Genomic DNA, 24,905 nt, shown 5'->3' on the forward strand with positions numbered 1-24,905 from the left:
CATATGAGCGAAGAATTAGTGCAAGCACCCAGCCCCAGCAGCAACGGATATGATGCAGGGAGTATACAGGTATTGGAAGGACTGGAAGCCGTTAGGAAGCGTCCGGCCATGTATATCGGCGATATTGGCGTCAAGGGTCTCCACCACCTTGTTTATGAGGTAGTAGATAACTCTATCGATGAAGCATTGGCCGGGTACTGCAAAAATATTGATGTTACCATCCTGGAAGATAACTCCATCCGTGTAAAGGATGATGGCCGTGGTATTCCAACCGGCATCATTCCCAAGGAGGGTCGTTCTGCCCTGGAAGTAGTAATGACAGTACTCCACGCCGGCGGTAAATTTGACAAGAACACCTACAAGGTGTCCGGAGGTTTGCATGGTGTGGGTGTGAGTTGCGTGAACGCATTGAGCGACAGGCTTTATGTAACCGTAGAACGTGAAGGCAAATTATTTGAACAGGAATTTCACCGTGGCGCCCCACAGTATCCTGCACGTGAAATAGGTACCAGTGAAGTAACCGGAACCACCATTCACTTTAAACCCGATGGTGAGATTTTTAAAGATACCACCTACAACCGCGAAATCCTTGCCGGTCGTTTACGTGAGCTGTCTTACCTGAACCGCAAAATCAAGATTACTTTAACCGACGAACGTGAAAAAGATGAAGAAGGCAACTTCTTCTCTGAAATTTTCTACAGTGAAGGTGGTATCCGCGAGTTTATACAGATGCTCGACAAAAATGGCCGCCGTAACCCGATATTGCTGAATCCTATTTATGTAGAAGTACATGAACCGGTTTCAAATGTAGCAGTAGAAGTTGCGCTGGTATATAACGACGCATTCAGTGAAAACATTTTCTCCTACGTAAATAATATCAACACCATTGAAGGAGGTACACACGTAGCCGGTTTCCGCCGCGCTATTACCCGTGTATTTAAATCTTATGGTGATAAAAATAAAATGTTTGAGAAGTCGAAGATCGAAGTTACCGGCGACGACTTCCGTGAAGGACTGAGCGCTATTATCAGCGTGAAAGTTCCTGAACCGCAATTTGAAGGACAAACCAAAACCAAGCTCGGTAACTCCGATGTGATGGGTGTGGTAGACAGTTCTGTTGCTGCAGTACTGGAGGCATTCCTGGAAGAAAATCCACGCGAAGCCAAAACCATCATCAACAAAGTAGTATTGGCGGCTCAGGCCCGTGAAGCTGCCCGTAAAGCACGTCAGCTGGTACAACGCAAAAGCGTAATGACCGGTAGCGGCTTACCAGGTAAACTGGCCGATTGCTCCGATAACGATCCTACCAAATGTGAACTGTATCTTGTCGAAGGAGACTCCGCAGGTGGTACAGCCAAACAGGGACGTAACCGTAACTACCAGGCCATCCTGCCGCTCCGTGGTAAAATCCTCAACGTGGAAAAAGCAATGGAGCACAAGATCTACGAGGATAATGAAATCAAAAACATCTTTACCGCTTTGGGCGTTACCATCGGTACAGAAGAAGATGATAAAGCACTGAACCTTTCCAAACTGCGCTATCACAAGCTCATTATCATGACGGATGCCGACGTGGATGGTAGTCACATTGCCACACTGATCCTGACCTTCGTTTTCCGTTATATGAAAGCAATGGTGGAACAGGGCTACGTGTACATTGCACAACCACCTCTGTACCTCGTGAAGAAAGGTAAAGAACAAACTTACGCCTGGACAGAAGAACAGCGTAAAGAAGCGACCCAAAGGCTCGCTGGCGGCGGTAAGGAAGACAGCGTAACCATTCAGCGTTATAAAGGTTTGGGTGAGATGAACGCAGAACAGCTGTGGGATACTACCATGAACCCGGAACACCGTACCCTGAAACAGGTAACCATTGAAAGCGCTGCTGAAGCAGACCGCGTATTCAGTATGCTGATGGGTGATGAAGTTCCTCCACGCAGGGCGTTCATCGAATCACATGCGAAGTATGCTAAGATTGATGCTTAATTACGTATATACGTTATAGTTATAAACAAAAAATCCTGCCGTTTCAGCGGCAGGATTTTTTGTTTATCTTCTGAAAATAATCTCTTTATCCTTCTCTCGTAAGAATATAATTTGCCAGCACCTGGTACAGGAACACACCTATCAGCAAAGCGGTAACCACTATATTAAAGGCATCATTAATGATGAATGCCAGCACAGTGCCCAATACGCCCAGCAGCGCCAGTCCCGCCGTATACCATGTAATAATCCGGCGGTTCTTTTTGCTTTCCGGTATATAAAATCCTGCCGCAGGCAGCAACATGATGCCACTGCAAAGACACAATGCCAGCAATCCCTGCAAGTGAGTAAACAGAAACGCCACACCTGCCGTTAACGACACGCACAACAGGATCCCCACTACATTAGACACCTGTGTTTGCTCCTTACTAAGTGCATACCTGCCGTATGGATTGAGGCGCAGGAACAGGTTGCTCACCGGCGTAATCAGCCAGGTAGAAAGCGCCAGGAATGCCAACAGCACGTACACCGGGAAGAACACCTGGCTGGCGATCTGCGTCAATATAAAAATGGCGATGATAATGATCCATTGCGTACGGGCTTTTTGCCGCGCCATGAAAAAAGCGTAGTTCAGGAACTGCCGGTACAGCCAGTACCGCGCTTTCATCGCCTGCACCATACCTTGGCGCGCCCATTCATTATTAGGATCCAGTTTCAATGACTCCCTGAAATGCTCCAGCGACTTACGGTGATCACCGGCTTCCAGCCACTTCTGCCCGAGGTTGGCGTGGGTATAAGCATTCTCAGGATTGTGCTCCAGTGCTTCATGCAGGTTGGAAAAAGCTTCTTCCTTTTTTCCCAGCCGGAACAAGGCATGGGAACGGAGATTAAGGCAGGCTTCATCTTCCGGGCTAATAGCCAATCCTTCTTCCGCCTTGTGAAGTGCGGCTTCATATTCTTTCCTCGACAACAAAATCTGGCTCCACATAGCAAAATAATTCACCCGGTAGGGATTTATAGCTACTGCATTACTGATGGTCCTGATAGCTTCATTAAACTGATTTTTTGCAAAAGCAATCCTGGACAACAGGTACAGGAAACGATCATCGTATGGAGCAAAGCTGAGGGTATTGCTTGCTATTTGTGTTGCTTCTGCGGTGTTGCCTGTTTCCAGGTAGCAGATCGCCAGCAGGTACAATCCGTCGGTATCATGGGCATTGGTGCTCAGGTGCTGACGTAAAGCAGCAAAGGCATCTTGGAAGCGGCCTTGTTGAACTAAAATCTGAGCGCGCTGAATTAATACAGCCATAAACGTTATTTCTTAATATCCAGGTATTTCAATACATCATCATAAAGACCGGTTTCATTTGAATACAGCGCATAATTACGGGCAGTATTAAACCATTCCCTTGTGGTGGGTTTATGTATTTTAGCGGCTTTTAATAATTCTTTCTGTGTAATAGGTTGCGGTACGCCTTTTTGCAGGGCTTCCAGCAGTTTTTCTTCTATCGCAATATCTACAATTGCTTTGAGGTCGGCGCCGGAGTAACCCGGAGTGGCCTTTGCGAGCGCGTTGTAATTAATATCGCTTACGGGTTTATTGCGTAACTGCAGCTTCAGGATTTCTTCCCTGCCTTCCGTTTCCGGTGGCGCCACAAAAATGATCCGGTCGAAACGGCCCGGACGGCGGAATGCGGGATCAAGGCTCCATGGAGCGTTGGTAGCGCCGATAATGAGAATATTTTCATTGCTGGCGGCAATACCATCCATTTCTGCGAGGAACTGGTTTATAATATGCGTTGCGCCCGACTGCCGGAGTGCCGCACGGTTGGCGCCTAAAGCATCTACCTCATCAAAAAACAAAACACAGGGCTTACTCTGACGGGCAAGCTCAAACAGGCTATGCAGATTTTTTTCGCTGGTACCCACCCACATATCCAGCACATCATGAATGCCTACGTTGATAAATTCTGCCTGTATTTGCCCGGCTGTAGCTTTAGCCAGGTAGGTTTTACCACATCCCGGGGGGCCATACAGTAAAATGCCGCCACCGGCTTTTTTTCCATAGGCTTTATAAAGATCAGGGAACTGCAGAGGCTTGATGATCTTCAGATCTATTTCCTGTTTTTCTCTTTCCATACCGCCTACATCTGAAAAATTAATTTCAGGTTTTTCCAGCATGAACAGGCTCTCGCTTTCTTCCTCTTCCTCATCTTCTCCGTTAAAAGAAACGGAGGGTTGCTGGGCTACCCGGAAAAGCCCGTCTAACGCTTCATCACGGAAGCCCGGATTTATTTGCAGTAAATGCTGGTATATTTCCTTTGCCGGCGGCATAGATTGTTCCTTCACCAGGATACGGCAATGCAGCAACAGCGCATCGAAATGATCCGGTTCACGGTTCTCCAGTTGCTCCAGGACTACAATGGCAGCGGAATATTTGTGCTGATGATAAAAAGTGCGCGCCAGCCCAAGCTGAGCAGCGGTATTGGATGACGACAGTTCCAGTACTTTCCTGTATTGTTCTTCTGCGGCGATATATTCATAATCCTGCAGCAGTACCTGCGCCAGATGCATACGTAAAGGCACATTCTCCGGCGAAAACTGCACCGCCTCCTGTAATTGCTTTATTACTTCCGATGACATAATGTGCTTCTGTTTAATTATTCAGTAACCCCGTAATAATACGCAATTCGGCCGCAAAAAAAGTGTTAATTGTGCCTAAATCCCCACGCATATGAAAAATACACTTGGCAGGGTAGTAATACTGATCCACAACTACGATGAGGCTGCTGCTTTTTATGAAAGCAAACTGGGCTTCCATAAGTTGTATGATACCACCACAAACGGACAAAGGTACCTGCATATGGCGCCGTCGCCCGGTGAAACCACCGGTATCTGGCTGCTGCAGGCAATGGGCGCAGAACAGGAAGCGCTGGTAGGCAAGCAGGCAGGAGAACAACCGTTCCTGGTTTTATATACTGACTCCTTCAAGGATTATCATCAACAGTTGGTGAATAAGAGCGTCACCATTTGCCGTGCACCGGTGAATACACCCGAAGCCACCTTCCTGCATTTCCTGGATTTATACGGCAATGAAATCATTCTGGTGCAACTTGCCGGGAAGAAACAATGAACCAGCCCTTATCTATATATATTTTATTTAATTAATAAATATTTATATATATTGCAGGCCTATTATCCCTATGCCAACAGAACCTAACCAGTATCCTATGTCAAATTAAATTAATTGCCGGCTGCACAGAAAGCGGCCGGCACTGGTTTCGTTCATCAACAACGGCATGCCTAAACTTAATGTTATGAGAATGAAATTCTTAATGGTTGCCGTTATTGCCGCTTTAGGAACAGTGCTTTGTTCCTGTGATAAAAAAAATGAGACCACACCGGTCAGCAGCTTCTCCTTTAAAATGGACGGTGTTCAATACCAGTCCAACGCCACAGAGGCATACCTCACTGATACCGTATACGCCGGCAAAAAGACCTTGGTAGTAGATGGTGTTACCAATAACTTCGGCCATCATATGGAACTGATGATCACCTTTCCGGATTCCCTGAAAGCCGGTACTTATATAGAAGATGTAGAAATGTCGCTGATGAATATCCAGGAAAAAGAGCCGGGTTACCTGAGTAAAAATATCAAAGTAATTATAACGAGCATTAATAGTAAACACGCGGAGGGAACATTCTCCGGTGTATTAATAAGTGGTGAAACAGAAAAACCTTTAACGGACGGGACTTTTAAAGTCGGGATTTACTAAACACATTTGATGAACTTTCTCACATGCCCCTCCTTTAAAGGCGGGGCTTTTTACTTCGTAGGCACGTTAAGGTTATATTATATTGTTTGTTGTTTACCCTGGGTTAACAATTAATTCCTATCTCAATTTTAGCGACTGTTAACATTGAAATCAAACAAATGCCTCGTTTCTGATAGTATTTAAACACAAAAAGACTATCAATAGCTCCGTTTCAGGATGTTTTATGCACTTCTTAACAATTCCGTAATAATCTGTTAACATTCTGGTTGCATCAGACTGTTTCCTTTGCACCTGTAAATACTTACAAAACAGTTTATGAAATCATTCTTTACGCTATTAGCTAGCTTCATTGTAATTCTATGTTACAGCGCGAACGCACAGGTGACCACTTCCGTTATATCGGGTAAAGTATCCGATCCGGGTGGACAGGCCATTCCCGGCGTTACAGTAGTAATAGTAAATAACAGCACCGGCGCCAAATCAGGCGTACAAACAAACACTGATGGCCGTTATAATCTGCCTAACCTGAATCCAGGCGGTCCTTACACTATCACTGTTTCATTCATTGGATATAAGAAAGAAGTAAAATCAGATGTTAACCTCGGACTGGGAACCACCAGTTTCAATTTTAAATTACAGGAAGAATCAACCGCACTGAGTGAAGTAGTGGTAACAGGTAATGCGGGTGCAGGTAAATCCGGTACCAGGGTAGGACAGGAGCAAATTAAAGCGCTCCCCACACTGAGCCGCAGCCTGCAGGATCTTACCAAAGTAACACCACAGAGCAACAACAACTCCTTCCTGGGTACCAACTACCGTTACAATAACGTAACTGTAGATGGCGCCATCAATAACGACGCCATTGGCTTTAGCCCTTCACTGGGCGGACAAAGCAACACCAGCGGTCAGCCGGGCAGCAGCACCCGTACCAATCCCGTATCAGTAGATGCGATCCAGGATATACAGGTATTACTGGCTCCCTTTGATGTGAAAGTTGGTAACTTCCTTGGTGGTAGCGTAAACGCAGTAACGCGCAGCGGTACCAACGAAGTACACGGTTCCATCTATGGATTTGGCCGCAATGCTTCACTGGTTGGTAAAAACAACGCTGGCGACGGTTCTAAATTACCGAGCGATTTTCATGAGTACCAAACCGGTGTTCGTCTCGGCTTCCCTATCATCAAAAACAAATTGTTCTTCTTCACCAATGAAGAAATTACCCGCCGCGTAGATCCCGTGATCCTCGGCGCAGGCTCCGCTGATGGTGGTGGCATCTTAACAGAAAAAGACGCTGCTGACATCACCGCACTGATGAAAACATACGGCGTAGATCCGGGTACCTCAGGTAACACCAGCATCTATTCCAACTCCAATAAATTTTTCAACAGGATCGACTGGCATATCAATGGAAAGCACCAGTTGTCTGTTCGTAACAACACCATCACTTCTGAAGCTACCAACCTGGAACGCGATCAGCAAAACTTCCGTTTCAAGGGCATTGACTTCAAACAGGTAAATAACCAGACTTCTACTGTGGCTGAACTGAAAAGTAACTTTAACAGCGGTTTCTCCAACAGCCTGATCCTCGGTTATTCCAATGTACACGATTACAGGGAGCCATTGTCAGATCCGGCTACACCACAGATCCAGATCAAAGGAAGAACACCAGGTTCTACCATCTTTCTGGGTACCGACCGTGAAGCCAGTATCTTCAACATGAAGCAAAAAACTTTTGAAATAACAGATAACGTTACCCTGTTCAAAGGAAATCACACGATTACCCTGGGTACACACAATGAGTTTTACAACATCACCTATGGTTTTGTAAACTCCTGGAATGGCCGTTTAGACTACAACAGTATTGAAGACTTCCTGGCTAACAATCCCGCACGTGTACGTGGTAACTACAACTACACCAACAACTCCCGTGATTACATCATGGCTAATCCTCCTGCTCAATTCAAGGCAAACCTGCTGAGCGTTTACGGACAGGATGAGATCCAGTTGTCTGATCGTTTCAGGATTACGCCAGGTATCCGTTTGGATTACACGGGCATTCCCAACAAACAGCCTTTGAGTGATAAAACCATTAAATCACCGGAAGATCCTAACTACGGTAACACTTACAGCTATACGAAACCAAAGGATATCAAAAACGACTTCCTGAATAATGTGCAGATCTCTCCGCGCTTAGGTTTCAACTATGATATTAAAGGCGATAACAGCCTGGTACTGCGTGGCGGTTCCGGCTTATTTACCGGCCGTATTCCTTTCGCATGGATCGGTTATGCATATTATAACAATGGCGTTACTTACGGTGCCTACGATCAGAGAAGCAGCACCAAACCATTTGTCAACACGCCGCTGCCTGCAGCAAAACCATCACAGAATGGTATCGCAGACTTCGCGTCTCAGAATGGCGTAGATGTTAAAAATGCAGCCGGCGCCACCCAGGTGGATATGATCGACAACAACTTCAAAATGCCGCAGGTATGGAGAAGCAGCCTCGCATTGGATTACACGACCCACGACCAGTGGAAGTTCTCCATTGAAGGTATCTATACCAAGGTAATCAAGGATCTGATGTTCCAGCAGGTGAACCTGGCGGATAATCCAACTTACTTTGCATACGATGTAAACAAGCAACAGCCTATCTACACCGGTTCTAAAATCAATCCTTTATATACTAACGCTTACCTGTTATCCAACACCGATAAAGGTTACCGTTACAGCATCACCGGTCAGGTATCCAAATCGTTCCCTTTTGGTCTGAACTTCATGGTGGCTTACACTTACGGCCAGGCAAAAGATATCACCAATGGTATCCGCAACTCCATGGAATCGAACTGGCAGCTGAACCAGGCGCTGAATCCTAACAACCCCGGCCTTGCTTACTCTAACTTCGACATCCGTAACCGTATCGTAGCTACTGTTGCTTACAAACAGGATTGGGGCACTAAAGGCAAATGGGTATCTAACTTCTCTGCCTTCTTCAATACTTCTTCCGGAACACCGTTCTCTTATGGTTTAGTGAATGCTACCATCAACGGTACACCACAGCAGGTGAGCCTCACCTACATCCCGAAAGATGTGGCTGAAGCGACTAACTTCTTTACAGATAAAGCAGGCGGACCAACAGCTGCTCAACAGGCGAATGATTTCATGAGCTATGTTAACAGCAACAGCTACCTGAATGGCCGTAAAGGTCAGTTTACTGAACGTAACGGCGGCCGCACACCATGGAACACCCAGGCCGACTTCCGCTTCGCGCAGGACTACAACTTTAAAGCCGGTAAAAAGGTACACACCATCACGTTGACTTACGACATCGTGAACGTTACTAACCTGCTGAACAAAGACTGGGGCATTCAATACTTCACGCCCAACACCTTTAACTCTATGGCGAGCGTTGGTTTGAATCCTACTGGTAAAGTAGTTAACAATTATCCTACTTATACTTTCAGCAAACCAGGCACTCCTTATTCAAAAGATTTCTTTGCATCCCGTCATCAGATGCAGCTGGGCCTGAGATATAGCTTCTAATTCAGCTTGTCTTAATAAAATGTAAAAGAGGTTGTTCCATACGGAACAACCTCTTTTTTGTATTACATCTCCAGTGTAATTATTTGATAGCAAATACTGCTCTTACTTCTGCACGGATCTTAATAGTTTTGAAATCAATATCACTCGCTGCTTCGGCACTATCTGCAGATTTAGCCATGTAGTTAGCCATTACGGGACGAACATCAGAATAGTTATCTGTATTCATTTCCTGGATTTCGATCACACCATCTGTTTTGTTACCAATAGCGGAAAGCATATACTCCGCTTTTTCTTTCGCGGCCTGTAAAGCTTTTATTTTTACTTCTTTACGGTATGCTTCCATTTTGCTGGAAGAATAAGAAGCTATCCTTGCATTTTCAATACCTTCAGCATCTACTGCGGCGAGGATTTCGTTGATTTTATCCAGCTTGCTTAATTTAAGACGGTATTGTTTACGCGCCATAAATTCCAGCGGATCTTTCTTCTTCCTTAAAATTTCAAAGTTGTTGCCATATACATTCTCAATGGTGAAATCGGCTTTCGGAATTCCCGCGTCAGATACAGCTTTCTGCAGTTGTTTTTCCAGTGTGCTGATGTCTACTTTGTTTTTTCCTTTGAGATATTCTCTTAAAGAGATGTTGAAATAAATTTCATCCGGTGTGATTTCCATTTCTGCGGATCCGTTTACTTCAATCTTTTTTACCGGCTGTTGCTTATCTGTTTGCTGTGCAAAGGTGCTCAGTGCAAAAAATAATCCTGCTGCTAATAACATTACCTTTTTCATGTGTCGATGTTTTCTATTGTTAAAAAAATTAGTGTTTGTTGTTATTTACACCCTCATGATGCGGGGTTTAAAAGTGTTTCCACAAAGGGCGATTTATAAAATTTTGTTAATGCAATAGTTACAGAAATAGAATTATACATTTCATATTAGTTATGAAACGATTACAAAGGAATTATGTTACAGGGGAAAGAATTATTTCCGGCTATCGGTCATGGCTTTCAGGAAGTCGTACAGGTCGTTCATATGACGGATACGGGAAGCCACCAACATAAAGTTTTTACCAACCTGTTTTAGCTTGGCATTGTTGGTACGGGTTTGTATATACGTTAATATATGATTGAACGTGGGGGATTCGAAGTAAGGGGAATCCGGGTTGTTGATAAAGTAGCAACGCAGGTTTTCTTCTTTCAGCATCATTTTTTCGAAGCCGAGCTGGATGGCCATCCAACGGCAGCGGATAGCTGTCAGCAAGTCTTTCACCGGTTCCGGCATAGGGCCGAAGCGGTCTATCATATCATTGGCAAAAGCCTGTAGTTTGCCTTCTTCTGTGATATTATCCAACTCCTGGTAAAGGTTTAGTCTTTCCTGGATGCTTTCAATATAAGTATCAGGGATCAGTATTTCCAGGTCTGTATCAATGGTACAGTCGCTCACGAAATCTTTCTTCTCTTCCAGCTGATCTTTAAACAGGTCGCGGAATTCATTTTGTTTCAGTTCGCGGATGGCTTCATCCAGGATTTTCTGGTACATATCAAAGCCAATTTCGGCCATAAAGCCGCTCTGCTCACCACCCAGCAGGTTACCAGCGCCACGGATATCGAGATCGCGCATAGCGATCTGGAAACCGCTGCCCAGCTCACTGTGCTGTTCCAGTGTTTGCAGGCGTTTCCGGCTATCTGAAGGCAGCGTGCTCATAGGCGGCGCCAGCAGGTAACAGAAAGCTTTTTTATTACTGCGGCCCACGCGACCACGCAGCTGATGCAGGTCACTCAACCCGAAATGATGGGCGTTATTAATGATGATGGTATTGGCGTTTGGAATATCCACCCCACTTTCCACGATATTGGTACACACCAGCACATCGTACTTGCGGTCAATGAAATCGAGGATCACTTCTTCCAGTTGATGTCCTTCCAGTTGTCCGTGTGCCGTAGCAATAGACAGATCCGGGCAAAGTCCCTGGATCAGGCCGGCCATTTCTTTCAGGCCCTTTACCCTGTTGTGGATAAAGTACACCTGTCCGCCTCTTTCGGCTTCATAATAAATGGCTTCGCGGATCAGGTCCTGGTTAAACACCTGCACTTCTGTTTCAATGGCCTGGCGGTTTGGCGGCGGCGTATTGATAACAGAGAGGTCGCGGGCGCCCATCAGTGAAAACTGGAGCGTACGCGGTATAGGCGTTGCCGTTAGTGTAAGGGTATCTACGTTGTGCTTGATCTGTTTCAGTTTCTCTTTGGCAGAAACACCGAATTTTTGTTCTTCATCTACTACCAGCACGCCGAGGTCTTTAAACTTCACTTCTTTGCCCAGTAAAGCATGCGTGCCGATAATGATATCGATCTTTCCTTCTTCAAGGCGCTTAAGCGTTTCCTTTTTTTCTTTGGAAGATTTGAACCTGTTGAGATAGTCAACGGTGCAGGGAAAGTCTTTCAGGCGGTCGGCAAATGTTTTATAGTGCTGGAATGCAAGGATGGTGGTAGGCACCAGTACGGCAGCCTGCTTACCATCTACAATAGATTTAAACGCTGCGCGGATGGCGACTTCTGTTTTACCGAAACCTACATCTCCGCACACGAGCCGGTCCATCGGCGCCGGCGATTCCATGTCGCGTTTCACATCGGCGGTAGCCTTGCTCTGATCCGGCGTATCTTCGTAGATGAAAGAGGCTTCCAGTTCTGTTTGCAGATAGGTATCCGGCGTATGCGCAAAGCCTTGCTGGGCTTTACGTACCGCGTATAGTTTGATCAGGTCTTTGGCAATATCTTTTACCTGCGTTTTGGCTTTTTCCTTCAGCTTATCCCAGGCATCGCTGCCCAGTTTATTTACTTTAGGTTCCACGCCTTCTTTGCCGGTGTATTTACTGATTTTATGCAGGGAGTTGATATTTACATACAACAGGTCGTTGTTTTTGTAAATGATGCGGATAGCTTCCTGCATTTTACCCCCTACTTCAATTTTCTGGAGACCGCTGTACATGCCCACGCCATGATCAATATGCGTTACAAAGTCGCCAGATTGCAGCTCCCGCAAGGTTTTCATGGTAATCGCCTTATTCTTGTTGTAGGCTTGTTTTACCTTGTATTTATGGAAGCGCTGGAAGATCTGGTGATCGGTATAGCAGGCCAGTTTCAGCGAATGATCAATGAACCCGCTGCTGATGGCAACCGGGATGGGGAAGAATACAAAATCTGCTTTAAGGTCCTCGAATATACTGCGCAAACGTTCCAGCTGACGCGGGTTGTCTGAGAATATAAAGAGGGAGTATTTATTGCTGTTATGTTTACCGAGATCTTTAATCAGCAGATCAAACTGCCGGTTAAACACGGGTTGTTCCTGTGTATCGAAGGCGATGAGCTGAGGCTGGTAGCCGTTGTCTGTCAACCAATCTTTATTACCAAAAACAATTGTTGGCTTTTGCAGCAGTTGTTCCAGTAGTGGGGTGGCTTTCACAAAATCCTCTTCCTTCAGCACCATTTCTTCATCTTCATCCACTTTCACTTTCTGACCGGTGAGCAGGAAATCATCCAGCCGCTGTTCCATTTGTTCTATCACGCCTTTTACATAGGAAGGATCTTTCATCCATACTACGGTATTGGCGGGCAGGAATTCTGTGAGTGGTGTTTTGCTGTGGTCTGCCGCATGGGTGTCCATGTTGGCGATTAAGGTTACCTGTGTGAGCCTGCGTTCACTAAGCTGTGATTCCGGATCAAACAGGCGGATAGAATCTATATCTTCTCCAAATAATTCAATACGGTAGGGCTTTTCGTTACCAAAGGAATAGATATCCAGGATACCTCCCCTTACGGCATACTGACCGGGTTCATACACAAAATCGGTGGCGTGAAAACCCCAGCCGATGAGTTGTTCCAGCAGCGGATCTACTTTCAGTACATCGCCTACTTTCAGTTGCACCATATTGGCGCTGAAGGCCTGATTCCCGGCTACTTTCTCCCAGAGTGCTTCCGGATAGGTGACCAGGATCTTTTTCCTCACGGTATCCCCGGAAAATTTCATGAGCGCTTCCGTACGGAGCATACTATGGCTGCCGTTGATTTCATGGAACTGACCGGCTTTCTTAAATGAGTCGGGGAAATAGAAAATATCCAGTGCCTGGCTGAGTTGCTCCAGGTCGTTATGGAAATAGGCTGCCTCCTCTCTATCGTTTAAGATGAAGAGATGGTTTGCATCTGCATGCGCCCAGGTGCTGACTGCCACAAAATTTATTGCGCTTCCACTAATGGAGGAGAGCTGAAAGTATTGTGGGGTGGGTGATTGAATCCCCTTCACCAGCGACTGCAGACGCGCATCACGTTGAAATAGTTGTAATACAGCCTGTAAATTCATGAAGAATGCAAAGGTACGAAGATTTACCGATTTTGAGATTTGATCAGGGAAGATATTTAGAGAAGATACTTCCGCTTTTCATAATAAAAAAAACAAATAAGAAGAGATCCCATTAGTAGAATGCCAAATTTTCGCTATATTCAATAAGACCAAACTCAACTTCCATGCTGGACGTATGGCATACCGGAATCGTAACTAAATTGGTGGATGAAACCCACAATACGCGCCGTTTCTGGATACAGGTACCGGACATGGAACGGTTTGATTTCAAACCAGGACAATTTGTAACCCTGGACCTTCCTATTCACGAGAAAAAGAACAAACGCTGGCGTAGTTATTCCATTGCTTCCCATCCGGACGGCACCAATGTAATTGAGCTGGTGATCGTTTTACTGGAGGGAGGGTTGGGGAGTACTTACCTGTTCAATGAAATAAAGGAAGGAAGCGAACTGTTGCTGCGTGGTCCACAGGGAGTTTTCATACTGCCCGAACAGTTAGACAAGGAATTATTCCTGATTTGCACAGGTACCGGCATAGCGCCATTCCGTTCTATGGCGCATTACATTCAACTGCATGGCGTACCGCATGCGCCTATTCACCTTATTTTCGGCGTCCGCTACCAGCACGACCTGCTCTATGCAGCTGAGTTAGAGCAATTAGCGGCCTCTTTACCCAATTTCAACTACATTCCCACTTTATCGCGTGAAGAAAACTGGAGCGGCAAAAAAGGTTATGTGCATGCTGTTTATGAAGAACTGCTGCAGAACAAGCGTCCTGCCAACTTCTTTCTTTGCGGCTGGAAAGCCATGATCGACGAGGCTAAGCAACGGATACAAGCCATGGGTTACGACCGGCATGATATTCACCAGGAATTGTATGGCTAAAAGCGGTATCCCATTCCAAATTCAGGAATAGACAGCGGAAAAGCATACCTGGAGGAAATGATATTTGTAAACCCTCACTTCGTTAAAGGGCTGCAACAGTTATATAGTTTCGTATAGGCATAAAGAGTGCTTATACTAAATATAACGGTTGTAGCCCTTATCTTTTACTAGAGAATTTTATTTAATACCAGTGCTTTCACTTCAGACAGCGGAATGCGTTCCTGCTCCATGCTGTCGCGGTGACGGATGGTCACTGTACCATCTTCTTTTGTCTGATGATCAATGGTTACGCAGAAAGGCGTACCAATGGCATCCTGGCGGCGGTAGCGTTTACCGATGGCATCTTTTTCTTCGTAAAAACAATAGAATGCCTGTTTGCAATCATTCATCAGCTCTCTTGCCAGTTCGGGTAAACCATCTTTTTTCGTCAGCGGGAAAATGGCCAGTTTCACAGGCGCCAGCTTAGCAGGCAGGCGAAGTACCACGCGGCTATCTTCTTTTTCCGGTGTGCTCAGATCCTCTTCTGCATAAGCATTACAGATGGTCAGCAGGAACATACGATCCAAACCGATAGAAGTTTCTATCACATAAGGAACATAGTTCTGATTGATTTCTGTGTCGAAGTACTGAATTTTTTTCTTGCTGTATTCCTGGTGTTGTTTCAGATCAAAATCAGTGCGGGAGTGGATACCTTCTACTTCTTTGAAGCCGAATGGGAACTCGTATTCAATGTCCACAGCGGCATCTGCATAGTGCGCTAATTTGATGTGATCTTTAAAATGATATTTTGCCGGATCGATGCCGAGGCTCAGGTGCCACTGCATACGTTCTTCTTTCCATTTCTCATACCATTCCTGCTGGGTGCCGGGACGTACAAAGAATTGCATTTCCATCTGCTCAAATTCGCGCATGCGGAAAATAAACTGGCGGGCTACAATTTCATTTCTGAAAGCTTTACCAATTTGTGCAATACCAAACGGCACTTTCATTCTGCCGGTTTTCTGCACGTTGAGGAAGTTTACGAAGATACCCTGGGCCGTTTCCGGACGCAGGTATATTTCGCTGGCTTCATCTGTTACGCTGCCCAGCTGGGTGGAGAACATCAGGTTAAACTGACGTACATCGGTCCAGTTGGAAGTACCGCTTACTGTGCATTTTATTTTGTTGCTTTCTATCAGTGTTTTGAGACCTGCAAAATCATTTTCTTTCAGCAGTTCATCCATCTGCGCCAGAAGGGCATTGCCGGCTTCCTGTGGTAATGTTTCTGCATAACCTTCAATCAGGTGATCCACACGGTAACGTTTATTGCTATCCTTGTTATCGATCATCGGGTCGCTGAAATTATCCACGTGTCCGGACGCCTTCCAGGTAGTAGGATGCATAAAGATGGCAGCATCGATCCCCACGATGTTTTCGTGCAACTGGGTCATGCTTTTCCACCAATAATCCTTAATGTTTTTCTTCAATTCTGAACCGTACTGACCGTAGTCGTATACGGCGCTGAGTCCATCGTAAATTTCGCTGGACTGAAAAACAAAACCATATTCTTTACAATGCGATATGATCGCCTGGAATTTATTCTGATCTGTAGACATAGTGGCGCAAAGATAAAGGGCTATTTTGAAAATACGTATGCGATTATTAAATAATTTATAAACTGGTGATTAGCCTTCCTGGACGATCTCCGGCTCATGTGGAATTTCAATTTGTTTGATCCAAACCGCATAATCATTGGGATAAATCTGTGCACCGAAATATTGTACGTAATTGCGGGTAAATACGGCCCCAAAATACAGGATGGCCGCGGAATAGTATACCCACAACAATATAATAACAATGGAGCCGGCAGCGCCGTAGGTAGAGCCCACCCTGCTGGCGCCCAGATAATAACCGATCGCAAATTTACCGATCATAAAAAGGATGGCCGTGGCAATAGCGCCCACCCGTACGTCTTTCCACTTGATCCGTGCATCGGGCAGCACTTTAAAAATGATGGCAAACAATGTAGCGATCACCACAAACGGCACTACAAAGTCGGCCAGGGAAAAGAGGATACCTGATGTAAGCTTACCCGGAAGCAGGTTCACCACCAGCGCGGAGAACAATTCCACCAAACCGTTGATGGCCAGTGATACCAGCAAAATGAACCCCAGGCTTACAACCAGTGAAAACGATAACAACCTGTTCAGTATCATCCGTAACAAGCCATTCTTTTTAGGTTTGGATTTCAGTCGCCAGATGAAATTTATGGAGTCCTGGATTTCCGCGAATACCCCGGTGGCGCCAATGATCAGGGTAATGAACCCTACCATAGTGGCCCAGCTCATATCACCGGAAAGAGAGGCGTTTTTAATCATGGACTGTATCTGTATGGCAGCATCATTGCCTACCAGCCCGCGGATCTGGCCGTAAATATTTCCTTCGATAGCATCCCTGCCCAGGAACAGGTCGCATAAAAAGATAATAATGATCAGCATGGGCGCCACGGAAAAGATCGTATAATAGGCCAGGGCGGCACTGAGCTTCATCACTTTATCATCTATAAAATCAATACCGGATTGCTTCAGTACCTGCCAGATGATTTTAAGCTTGCTCGGTTTTTTCATAGCAGCATTTTAGTAACAGTAAACAAAAAGTATGCAGGCTGTATTAAGACTTTAATTTAGGGTTGTTATGATGCCGTTGCGCATCACGGATATTCTTCTTTTCAAAATTCTTTTCCAGGGCTACTGTCATATCAATACCGGTTTGATTGGCAATACAAAGCAACACCCACATCACATCGGCCAGTTCATCTGCCAGCAGCTTTTTATTATCACTTTCCTTCGACGACTGATCCCCATACTTACGGGCCATGATACGGGCCACTTCCCCTACTTCTTCTGTAAGGATGGCCATGTTGGTGAGCTCACTGAAATAGCGCACACCGGTAGTATTGATCCAGTTATCGATTTTTTGCTGGGCTTCCTGAATGGTCATGAATTAGTTTTTATTTATTAAAGATAATGGATTGACTTTATTCCCGGTTGTGTGAATCTATGATGATCGTAACGGGACCATCATTTAACAACGCCACTTTCATATCAGCCCCGAAAATACCGCGCTGAATGGTAGTGCCCATATCCTGTTCCAGTTGCACGATCATTTTTTCGTACAGCGGAATCGCAACATCCGGCTTACTGGCACGGATATACGAAGGGCGGTTTCCCTTTTTGGTGGAGGCGTGCAGGGTGAACTGGCTGACGAGCAGAATATCGCCGTGAACATCTTTCACAGATACATTCATCACTCCTTCATCGTCGTTAAAGATCCGGAGGTTCACTATTTTAGCACTCAGCCACTGAATATCTTCTTCCGTATCGATATCTTCAATACCCAGCAGCACCAGCAGGCCGGTTTGGATTTCACCGGTTACGGCCCCGTCTACTGTAACAGATGCGGAACTGACACGTTGTATAACTGCTCTCATGGATTTTTATTTAACGCCGGAAAATTAAGGCAAATCGTTTGTATCTGTAACATATTACACCCCGTTTGCGTTTAACAGGAACCAAAATCAATGTTCTATGACCCGTATCTGTTACCTGTTTATCAGCGTACTTTTATTTACAGCCTGTACCACATCTTCCGAGAAAAATCCCTGCGAGGGCATCGTGTGCGACTATATGGCTCCTGCCTGTAAATTCAAACTGGTAGAAGCTGGAACCGGTCGCGATCTTGTTTATGGTCCCTATGCCCGCATTCCCGTAGATAGTATCAAAATACTGATGCAGGATACTACTATAAAGGTTAAACAAGTGATAGATACACCCAGTAATACCGCCTTGTTATATTTTTATGTGCTGGGGCCTCAAACCCTGCGGGTTGGCAGGCCGGCTAAGGTTACCCTGGATAAATTGACTTTCCTGTCAAGATCAGTTGGCTGCTGCGGCACGGAGCTATACAGTTTGCAGTTAAACGACAACCCGGTTGCAGTGCCCCGGGATTCCGCCGGTGTTTTCCTGATCCCTTATACTTTATAAATGCCGTTATAAAACGATGCCGCTGCATTAAATGTTAAACCAGGGAAACCGCTGCCCCTGGTAAAAACAGCACGTATTCGCCGTAATTTGTAATAAATTGCACTTCCTAAGGCATTTTTTATATTATAAATTAAATCAAGATGAATATCAATGTGACCCCCGAAATCACGTTCCGCACGGCCCGCAGCGGTGGCAGCGGCGGACAAAACGTGAATAAGGTGGAAACGATGGTGGAAGGCTACTTCGATATCATGGCTTCTGCCCTTTTAACCCAGGAACAAAAAACAGTGCTGACGGAGAAGTTATCGAACCGTATCAACGCAGATGGCCTGCTCCAGGTAAAGTCGCAGACGGAGCGCACCCAGCTGGGGAACAAACAAACAGTGATTTCCAAAATGAATGACCTGATCAACAAAGCGCTGATACCACGCAAAAAGCGCGTACCTACGCGGCCCTCCAAAGCTGCTAAGGAAAAACGCATCCAGTCGAAAAAGAAGCATTCCGATAAAAAGCAGCAACGGAGAGGGGGATTTGAGTAAGCCAGGTCACCGGTCAATCCTCATAAATCCGCGATTCGTAATCCGTAATTCGTAATTTGCGTCAAAATATTTGGGAATTGAGTATTAAGAACCTGGCAGGACAAACGGTATTTTACGGATTGAGTAACATAGTGAGCAAATTGCTCAATTATTTCCTTACTCCTTTTTATCTGACCATCTTAACCCGTGCATCATTCGGGGAGATGTCCAACGTATACGCCTATATACCGTTTGCCAATATTGTGCTGACTTATGGCATGGAAACGGCCTTTTTCCGTTTCGCCAAAAAGGAGAACAAAGCCCATGTACTGGGTACTTCCACCATTTCCCTCTTACTTTCCACTATCAGCATTACCATTTTACTGTTGTTGTTGCGGTCGCCGGTCATTAACTCGTATGCCGGCGAGCTGGCAGGACTGAATGGCCATCCCACCTATTACACCTATGTAGTGCTGTTGATGGCGTTTGATGCGCTCACAGCCATTCCTTTTGCGCAACTGCGGCTGGAAGGACGGCCTATGAGATATGCTGCCATTCGTATAGCCGGAATAGTTACTACCATCTTTTTCAATATTTTCTTCCTGGTCATTTGCCCGAAACTGTATGCTGCCGGCCATCACTGGTTGCCGGATCTCCAAAGCGGCAGCGACCAGACGGGGTATATTTACCTGAGCAACATGCTGGGCAGCGCCATTACGCTGGTGCTGTTTCTTCCCCAGATCCGCAAAATAGAATGGAGGTTTGATACCGGTTTATGGAAACAAATGATGCACTATGCCCTTCCGCTGATCGTTGTGGGAATGGCGGGCATGGTTAATGAAACGTTCGACAGGGCCTGGTTTTTACCGCAGTTCCTGCCAGGCGATAACATGGAAGCCAAAAAAGAAGTCATTGCGCTGTACAGCGCCAACTATAAACTGGCCATCCTGATTACCATGTTTATACAGGCATTCCGGTTAGGAGCCGAGCCCTTTTTCTTTAAACAGGCGGAAAGCGGCGATCCGAGGAAAATGTATGCACGGATCATGAAGCTGTTTGTGATCATGCTTTGCTTCATGTTCCTGTTTGTAAGTCTTTACCTGAATATCTGGAAGGCGTTCCTCCGGGTACCGTTCTACTACCAGGGGATGCGTATTGTACCGGTATTGCTGCTGGCCAACATGTTCCTGGGTATTTATTACAATCTCACGATCTGGTTTAAGCTCACGGACCGCACCAAAACGGGCGCGGTGATTACCATCATTACCGCCGTACTGGCCTTCCTGCTCAATTACTGGTGGATACCGGTGATGGGCTATTATGGCGCTGCACTGGCAACGATGGTATGTTATTTTGTACAAATGGTCATCTGCTATGTGTGGGGGCAGAAGTATTACCCCATCCCTTACCATCTTCCTAAACTCATTACCTACATGGGGCTGGCCGCCGGCATTTACTATATATTCAGCTGGCTCAATGCCACGGTGCTGTCGCCGAAAGACATTTATGCCCTCAAACCCCTTCCGCTCGCAGTGGCCACGGCTTTCTTTCTGGCTTATGCCTGGTTTATTTTCCGTATGGAGAAGAAGGAGTTTGCCCGTTTACCGGTGATCGGGAAGTTTATTAAAGTAGGCTAATCCACCAGGAAAGGATTGTGTTTCTTTTCAAAGCCTATAGTGGTGGCTGGTCCGTGGCCGGGGAATACCCTTACCTCATCCGGTAATACAAACATTTGCTCCCGGATGCTTTTCAGCAGGGTGGCATGATTACCTCCCGGCAGATCGGTACGGCCAATGCTCTGGTAAAACAGGACGTCGCCCCCAATTACGAAATGCTGGCCCGGGCAATAAAAGGCTACACTTCCCGGAGAATGGCCAGGGGTAAACAATACCGTTAACTCATCGGCGCCAAAAAGAATCTTTTCCCCTTCTGTAAGGTAACGGCCGGCCTCCGGGGAGGGATCAAAAGGAATGTTGTACATCCCCGCCGCCCGCTGGGAATTGTCCAGTACCGGCTGTTCCAGCTCATGAAACTCCGGACGCACTTTATACGTATCTGATACGAGCTTATTACCGAATATATGATCAAAGTGGCAGTGCGTATTCAATAATCTTATAACATTTAACCCGTGCGTTTGTATATATTGTAATAATTCTTTTCTTTCGTCCTGAAAATAACACCCTGGGTCTATAATTATACATTCCTTTTTTCCGTTAATAAGCAGGAAAGTGTTTTCTTGTAGTGGACCAAAAGTGAATTGTTGTATTTCAATCATTGTAACCCGATTTTTTTAGGCTAATTTTAAAACAGATCACAATATTATCAATACTTTCTGTATGAACAGATTTATTACCAGGTTATTATTCCACGGTACCCTATTACTTGGAACGATAGTATCCCAGGCCCAGACCAATACAGTAGAATTCGGACAAAATCGTGTGCAATTCAAGAACTTCAAGTGGAGATACTATCAAAGCCGGCATTTCAACACCTATTTCGCCCAGAACGGGCTGGAACTTGGTAAGTATGCGGCACAGGTAGCCGAAAAGGAATTACCCCAGCTGGAACAGTTCATGGAATCCAACCCCAGACAGCGTATTAATATTGTGGTTTACAACTCTTTCGGGGAAATGAAGCAGTCCAATATCGGTATTGGCGTGGATTGGCAGAACACAGGAGGAGTGACCAAACTGGTGGGTAACAAAATGATCGTCTATTTCGACGGTAACCATGAAAACCTCCGCCGCCAGATCCGGCAGGGGATTGCCCGCATCATGCTGGAAACGCTGCTGTTTGGGGAAGATATCGGCGAATTTGCCGGTAATGCTGCCCTGATCGACTTCCCGAAATGGTTCACCGATGGCTTTATTGGCTATGCCGCCGAAAACTGGACCGCCAGGCAGGATGAGGAACTGAAGCTCATCATCATGTCCGGCAAATACAGCAACTTCAATTCCCTCGCATATGACCATCCCCTTTTAGCCGGCCAGGCGTTCTGGTACTATGTGGAAAGCAAGTACGGCAAAGATGCCGTGCCTTATCTCATGTATATCACCCGCATTAACCGTGGATTGAAAAAAGGCTTTGAGCAGGTACTTAACCAAACGCCGAAGAAAGCCACTAAAGACTTCTTTGTATTTTATCAGAAAAGATTCCAGGAAGATAACCGCAGAAGGAAAACTTCTGCCAAAGGCCGTACTATCGTAGCCCAGGAAATTACGCCGAAAGCCGACTACTACCGCTTTAACCCGAATCCTAAAAATAATTCCTACGCAGTAGTTGAGTTTAAAAAAGGAGTTTACCGCGTACAGATCCAACTTGGCTGGAATAAGCCAAAAGTACTGCTGCATAGCGGTGTAATGCAACTGGCCAACCAGGTAGATCCAAACTATCCGCAGATGGCCTGGAACACCAAAGGCAACCGCCTGGCCGTTGTGTACGAGCACGAAGGCAAAACCAAACTGATGATCTATGACCTGATCACCCGCACGACTATACGCCAGGAACTGAACCAGTTTGACCGGATCATCGACTTTAAATACATGCCGGTACAGGAAAATACCCTGTTGTTGTCTGCCGTGAAAAACGGACACACCGACATCTTTACCTATAACATTAGCAACTCTAAAACAGACCAGATCACCAACGACGTGTACGATGACCTGGATCCATCCTTTGCCGCATTCCCCGGCAAAAGCGGTATTCTCTATTCTTCCAACAGGCCCGGCCCAAAAGGAAGGGGCAGCGATACTTCACTGCTGAACAATCCTTTCAACATCTTTATGGTGGACAACTGGAACAGGAGCTCTGAAAAGCAGATCACCCAGCTGACCGACCTGCAGTATGGCAATGCCAAACTGCCCATGCAGTATAACACCACCCACTTTACCTTTGTTTCTGATGCCAACGGTATCCGTAACCGTTATGCCGGCTTCTTCAAGTCGCAGGCAGATGGCGTGGATTCCCTCTTTTATGTAGGCTCTGAAATCCTCCATAACCCCGACCAGGAAGAACTGGATTCAGCGATGGCCGCCTATGGTTCTACCGCCCCGGATTCAGTAGAGGCGATCACTATCACCAAAGATTCTACCTATACTTTCCCTATTTCTAACTATCCTTACGGTATCCAGGAATCACGGATTACCGGTGAAAAGGGAGAAGTATCGGAAGTAGTGCAGTATGCGGATATCAAACGGCTGATGAAGCTGAAAGTAGATACTGTGGTGTTGAAAAAAAGGAATATAACGGCAAAAAATACCAATTTCAGGAAAGCCCAGATGCATGCCGACAGTTTACGTTTAGGCCTGCCTACTTACCTGGCGCCGTCAAAAGATACTTCCACACATCCTAATTTCTTCCAGAACGAGTTCGGGAATGAGCCGGCCGATACCAGCAACAACGCTAATACGGCCAACGAACCGGCGCTGTTTGAAAAAAGGAAAGAAAATGAATCGATCCTTAAAAAATCGAAACTGTTCCCATATAAATTCAAATTCGCTTCCGATTACCTGATCCTGCAACTGGATAACTCCATCCTGGTAAATAAATACCAGCCATTTACCGGTCCTCCCAGCGGTCCTATCCGCCTTACCGACCCGGTGAACGGGTTAATCCGCATTGGAGTAAGCGATTTGTTTGAAGATCTGAAATTCAACGGCGGCTTCCGTATTCCGTCTTCCCTGCAGGGATCGGAATACTTCTTTACGGCCAATTACCTGAAGAAACGCTTCGACTATAAATTCACTTACTACCGTAAAGTGGATAAGAGCAGTGGATTTGCCATCCGTGACCAGTCTGGTAACGATTCCGCTTTTGTTCCTACCAAAATGATCACCAACATTTACCAGGGCGAAATGAGGTATCCTTTCGACCAGGTGAGGAGTATCCGTTTATCAGCAGGTATACGTACCGATAAACTGGTAGTCCAGTCAGAGAACAAAGAATCACTGATAGCGCCTGATTACAAGGAAACGTATGCTTTAATGCGCCTGGAATACGTATACGACAATACGATCAACCCGGCTATTAATATCTGGAATGGTACCCGTTATAAAATTTATGGAGAAACCAATGCACAGCTGACCAATGGCGGACTGAATGAGTTATTCAATCCGGGTCTTTCCGCCGGCGCCCAGGGCAGGTTTACCTATAACATGGGAGTAGATATCCGTCACTATACAAAGATTTACCGCAACTTTATCTGGGCTACACGTTTTGCAATGGATATGTCGTGGGGAACACGTAAACTGCTGTATTACCTGGGCGGTATCGACAACTGGCTGAACCCTCAGATCAACACCAGGACTCCGGTAAACCTTAGTGAAAACTATGCTTTCCAGACCCTTGCGGGTAACCTGCGCGGCTACAAACAGAATGCAAGGAATGGTAACAATGTGATGTTGCTGAACACAGAGCTCCGTTTACCGGTGTTTGCCACTTTCATCGACAAACCGATCAACTCTGCGTTCCTGCGCAATTTCCAGGTTACCTCTTTCATTGACATAGGTACCGCCTGGAATAAAAAGCTGAGCTTTAAAGACGCCAATTATACTACTTATGACGATGGTCAGGGTATAACCACCCGCATCAAAGAAGGCTTCCTCGGACCTTTCGTAGGTGGTTATGGTTTTGGTGCTCGCACCACCATTGCCGGCTACTTCCTCCGCGCAGATGCAGGCTGGCCTGCTGTAGCGTTTTTCAGAGGCAGTCCGATCTGGTACTTCGGTATGGGCGTCGACTTTTAAACGGATCGCCTTCGGCGATGGAAATTGTCTTGGAGCAGGATTACGCTGATTATACTGATTGCACTGATTTGATCCTGTTTGATTTTT

General features: G+C 45.9%; 17 protein-coding genes and 1 pseudogene. 9 read left to right on the forward strand and 9 right to left on the reverse strand.

Annotation, left to right across the window (positions count from 1 at the left end; translation table 11 throughout):
• The first annotated feature begins 3 nt into the window (after nucleotides 1-3).
• Nucleotides 4-1,986, forward strand: a complete 1,983-nt coding sequence (gyrB, locus tag ACLHR0_RS29535; protein WP_370909233.1) for a DNA topoisomerase (ATP-hydrolyzing) subunit B — start codon at nucleotides 4-6, stop codon at nucleotides 1,984-1,986.
• 85 nt (nucleotides 1,987-2,071) lie between these two features.
• Here the strand turns inward: gyrB and ACLHR0_RS29540 are convergent, their stop codons facing one another.
• On the reverse strand, nucleotides 2,072-3,292 hold the full coding sequence (locus ACLHR0_RS29540) for a tetratricopeptide repeat protein (protein ID WP_436491444.1): 1,221 nt from the start codon (nucleotides 3,290-3,292) through the stop codon (nucleotides 2,072-2,074).
• Between the two features lie 5 nt (nucleotides 3,293-3,297).
• Entirely contained in the window at nucleotides 3,298-4,626 is a 1,329-nt protein-coding gene (locus tag ACLHR0_RS29545; RefSeq protein WP_429043862.1) for an AAA family ATPase, read from the reverse strand.
• Between the two features lie 91 nt (nucleotides 4,627-4,717).
• On the opposite strand from ACLHR0_RS29545, the gene ACLHR0_RS29550 reads away from it, so the two are divergent.
• The 3 genes from ACLHR0_RS29550 to ACLHR0_RS29560 all read left to right on the forward strand — a co-directional run bounded on the left by ACLHR0_RS29550 (nucleotide 4,718) and on the right by ACLHR0_RS29560 (nucleotide 9,302).
• The gene (locus ACLHR0_RS29550; protein ID WP_429062020.1) at nucleotides 4,718-5,116 is read left to right on the forward strand and encodes a VOC family protein; all 399 of its coding nucleotides are present in this window, start codon (nucleotides 4,718-4,720) and stop codon (nucleotides 5,114-5,116) included.
• 184 nt (nucleotides 5,117-5,300) lie between these two features.
• The gene (locus tag ACLHR0_RS29555; RefSeq protein WP_429062022.1) at nucleotides 5,301-5,759 is read left to right on the forward strand and encodes a hypothetical protein; all 459 of its coding nucleotides are present in this window, start codon (nucleotides 5,301-5,303) and stop codon (nucleotides 5,757-5,759) included.
• 315 nt (nucleotides 5,760-6,074) lie between these two features.
• Nucleotides 6,075-9,302, forward strand: a complete 3,228-nt coding sequence (locus tag ACLHR0_RS29560) for a TonB-dependent receptor (protein WP_429043856.1) — start codon at nucleotides 6,075-6,077, stop codon at nucleotides 9,300-9,302.
• 79 nt (nucleotides 9,303-9,381) lie between these two features.
• Here ACLHR0_RS29560 and ACLHR0_RS29565 read toward each other — a convergent pair whose 3' ends face one another.
• Together ACLHR0_RS29565 and mfd are read right to left on the reverse strand one after the other, a co-directional pair.
• Nucleotides 9,382-10,086, reverse strand: coding sequence for an SIMPL domain-containing protein (locus tag ACLHR0_RS29565; protein WP_436491445.1), 705 nt, complete (start codon nucleotides 10,084-10,086; stop codon nucleotides 9,382-9,384).
• 192 nt (nucleotides 10,087-10,278) lie between these two features.
• The gene (gene mfd / locus ACLHR0_RS29570) at nucleotides 10,279-13,650 is read right to left on the reverse strand and encodes a transcription-repair coupling factor (RefSeq protein WP_436491446.1); all 3,372 of its coding nucleotides are present in this window, start codon (nucleotides 13,648-13,650) and stop codon (nucleotides 10,279-10,281) included.
• Nucleotides 13,651-13,814: 164 nt separating this feature from the next.
• On the opposite strand from mfd, the gene ACLHR0_RS29575 reads away from it, so the two are divergent.
• On the forward strand, nucleotides 13,815-14,534 hold the full coding sequence (locus ACLHR0_RS29575; protein WP_436491447.1) for a ferredoxin--NADP reductase: 720 nt from the start codon (nucleotides 13,815-13,817) through the stop codon (nucleotides 14,532-14,534).
• 167 nt (nucleotides 14,535-14,701) lie between these two features.
• On the opposite strand, the gene ACLHR0_RS29580 is transcribed toward ACLHR0_RS29575, so the two are convergent.
• From ACLHR0_RS29580 to dtd, 4 genes are all read right to left on the reverse strand, one after another.
• Nucleotides 14,702-16,129: a glycine--tRNA ligase gene (locus ACLHR0_RS29580; protein ID WP_436491448.1), complete on the reverse strand. Its 1,428-nt coding sequence runs from the start codon at nucleotides 16,127-16,129 to the stop codon at nucleotides 14,702-14,704.
• 69 nt (nucleotides 16,130-16,198) lie between these two features.
• The gene (locus tag ACLHR0_RS29585; protein ID WP_436491449.1) at nucleotides 16,199-17,140 is read right to left on the reverse strand and encodes a YihY/virulence factor BrkB family protein; all 942 of its coding nucleotides are present in this window, start codon (nucleotides 17,138-17,140) and stop codon (nucleotides 16,199-16,201) included.
• Between the two features lie 43 nt (nucleotides 17,141-17,183).
• Complete coding sequence (locus ACLHR0_RS29590) at nucleotides 17,184-17,513, reverse strand: nucleotide pyrophosphohydrolase (RefSeq protein WP_079469839.1); 330 nt, start codon at nucleotides 17,511-17,513, stop codon at nucleotides 17,184-17,186.
• A gap of 37 nt (nucleotides 17,514-17,550) precedes the next feature.
• Entirely contained in the window at nucleotides 17,551-18,003 is a 453-nt protein-coding gene (gene dtd / locus ACLHR0_RS29595) for a D-aminoacyl-tRNA deacylase (protein ID WP_079469840.1), read from the reverse strand.
• A gap of 97 nt (nucleotides 18,004-18,100) precedes the next feature.
• On the opposite strand from dtd, the gene ACLHR0_RS29600 reads away from it, so the two are divergent.
• The 3 genes and pseudogenes from ACLHR0_RS29600 to ACLHR0_RS29610 all read left to right on the forward strand — a co-directional run bounded on the left by ACLHR0_RS29600 (nucleotide 18,101) and on the right by ACLHR0_RS29610 (nucleotide 20,711).
• Nucleotides 18,101-18,556: a hypothetical protein gene (locus ACLHR0_RS29600; protein ID WP_370909221.1), complete on the forward strand. Its 456-nt coding sequence runs from the start codon at nucleotides 18,101-18,103 to the stop codon at nucleotides 18,554-18,556.
• Between the two features lie 155 nt (nucleotides 18,557-18,711).
• Nucleotides 18,712-19,095: pseudogene (gene arfB, locus ACLHR0_RS29605) on the forward strand (alternative ribosome rescue aminoacyl-tRNA hydrolase ArfB); the annotation flags it as partial.
• A 77-nt stretch (nucleotides 19,096-19,172) separates the two neighbouring features.
• Nucleotides 19,173-20,711, forward strand: a complete 1,539-nt coding sequence (locus ACLHR0_RS29610; protein ID WP_436491450.1) for an oligosaccharide flippase family protein — start codon at nucleotides 19,173-19,175, stop codon at nucleotides 20,709-20,711.
• On the opposite strand, the gene ACLHR0_RS29615 is transcribed toward ACLHR0_RS29610, so the two are convergent.
• Nucleotides 20,708-21,349, reverse strand: coding sequence for an MBL fold metallo-hydrolase (locus ACLHR0_RS29615; RefSeq protein ID WP_429043839.1), 642 nt, complete (start codon nucleotides 21,347-21,349; stop codon nucleotides 20,708-20,710). The two genes, ACLHR0_RS29610 and ACLHR0_RS29615, sit on opposite strands and share 4 nt — an antisense overlap.
• A 61-nt stretch (nucleotides 21,350-21,410) precedes the next feature.
• Here ACLHR0_RS29615 and ACLHR0_RS29620 point away from each other — a divergent pair, with 61 nt between their 5' ends.
• Nucleotides 21,411-24,818, forward strand: coding sequence for a hypothetical protein (locus ACLHR0_RS29620; RefSeq protein WP_436491451.1), 3,408 nt, complete (start codon nucleotides 21,411-21,413; stop codon nucleotides 24,816-24,818).
• Nucleotides 24,819-24,905 lie beyond the last annotated feature (87 nt).

This window comes from Chitinophaga sp. ARDCPP14, from assembly GCF_051362515.1.
In the GTDB taxonomy this organism is placed as follows: domain Bacteria; phylum Bacteroidota; class Bacteroidia; order Chitinophagales; family Chitinophagaceae; genus Chitinophaga.

What these genes read in the sequence shown, in the direction of transcription:
- ACLHR0_RS29575 (WP_436491447.1), top strand. Translation starts at nt 13,815, where the DNA reads ATGCTGGACGTATGGCATACCGGAATCGTAACTAAATTGGTGGATGAA.
- ACLHR0_RS29585 (WP_436491449.1), bottom strand. Translation starts at nt 17,140, where the DNA reads ATGAAAAAACCGAGCAAGCTTAAAATCATCTGGCAGGTACTGAAGCAA.
- ACLHR0_RS29580 (WP_436491448.1), bottom strand. Translation starts at nt 16,129, where the DNA reads ATGTCTACAGATCAGAATAAATTCCAGGCGATCATATCGCATTGTAAA.
- ACLHR0_RS29540 (WP_436491444.1), bottom strand. Translation starts at nt 3,292, where the DNA reads ATGGCTGTATTAATTCAGCGCGCTCAGATTTTAGTTCAACAAGGCCGC.
- ACLHR0_RS29590 (WP_079469839.1), bottom strand. Translation starts at nt 17,513, where the DNA reads ATGACCATTCAGGAAGCCCAGCAAAAAATCGATAACTGGATCAATACT.
- ACLHR0_RS29550 (WP_429062020.1), top strand. Translation starts at nt 4,718, where the DNA reads ATGAAAAATACACTTGGCAGGGTAGTAATACTGATCCACAACTACGAT.
- ACLHR0_RS29565 (WP_436491445.1), bottom strand. Translation starts at nt 10,086, where the DNA reads ATGAAAAAGGTAATGTTATTAGCAGCAGGATTATTTTTTGCACTGAGC.
- gyrB (WP_370909233.1), top strand. Translation starts at nt 4, where the DNA reads ATGAGCGAAGAATTAGTGCAAGCACCCAGCCCCAGCAGCAACGGATAT.
- ACLHR0_RS29620 (WP_436491451.1), top strand. Translation starts at nt 21,411, where the DNA reads ATGAACAGATTTATTACCAGGTTATTATTCCACGGTACCCTATTACTT.
- mfd (WP_436491446.1), bottom strand. Translation starts at nt 13,650, where the DNA reads ATGAATTTACAGGCTGTATTACAACTATTTCAACGTGATGCGCGTCTG.
- ACLHR0_RS29615 (WP_429043839.1), bottom strand. Translation starts at nt 21,349, where the DNA reads ATGATTGAAATACAACAATTCACTTTTGGTCCACTACAAGAAAACACT.
- ACLHR0_RS29545 (WP_429043862.1), bottom strand. Translation starts at nt 4,626, where the DNA reads ATGTCATCGGAAGTAATAAAGCAATTACAGGAGGCGGTGCAGTTTTCG.
- dtd (WP_079469840.1), bottom strand. Translation starts at nt 18,003, where the DNA reads ATGAGAGCAGTTATACAACGTGTCAGTTCCGCATCTGTTACAGTAGAC.
- ACLHR0_RS29560 (WP_429043856.1), top strand. Translation starts at nt 6,075, where the DNA reads ATGAAATCATTCTTTACGCTATTAGCTAGCTTCATTGTAATTCTATGT.
- ACLHR0_RS29600 (WP_370909221.1), top strand. Translation starts at nt 18,101, where the DNA reads ATGACCCGTATCTGTTACCTGTTTATCAGCGTACTTTTATTTACAGCC.
- ACLHR0_RS29555 (WP_429062022.1), top strand. Translation starts at nt 5,301, where the DNA reads ATGAGAATGAAATTCTTAATGGTTGCCGTTATTGCCGCTTTAGGAACA.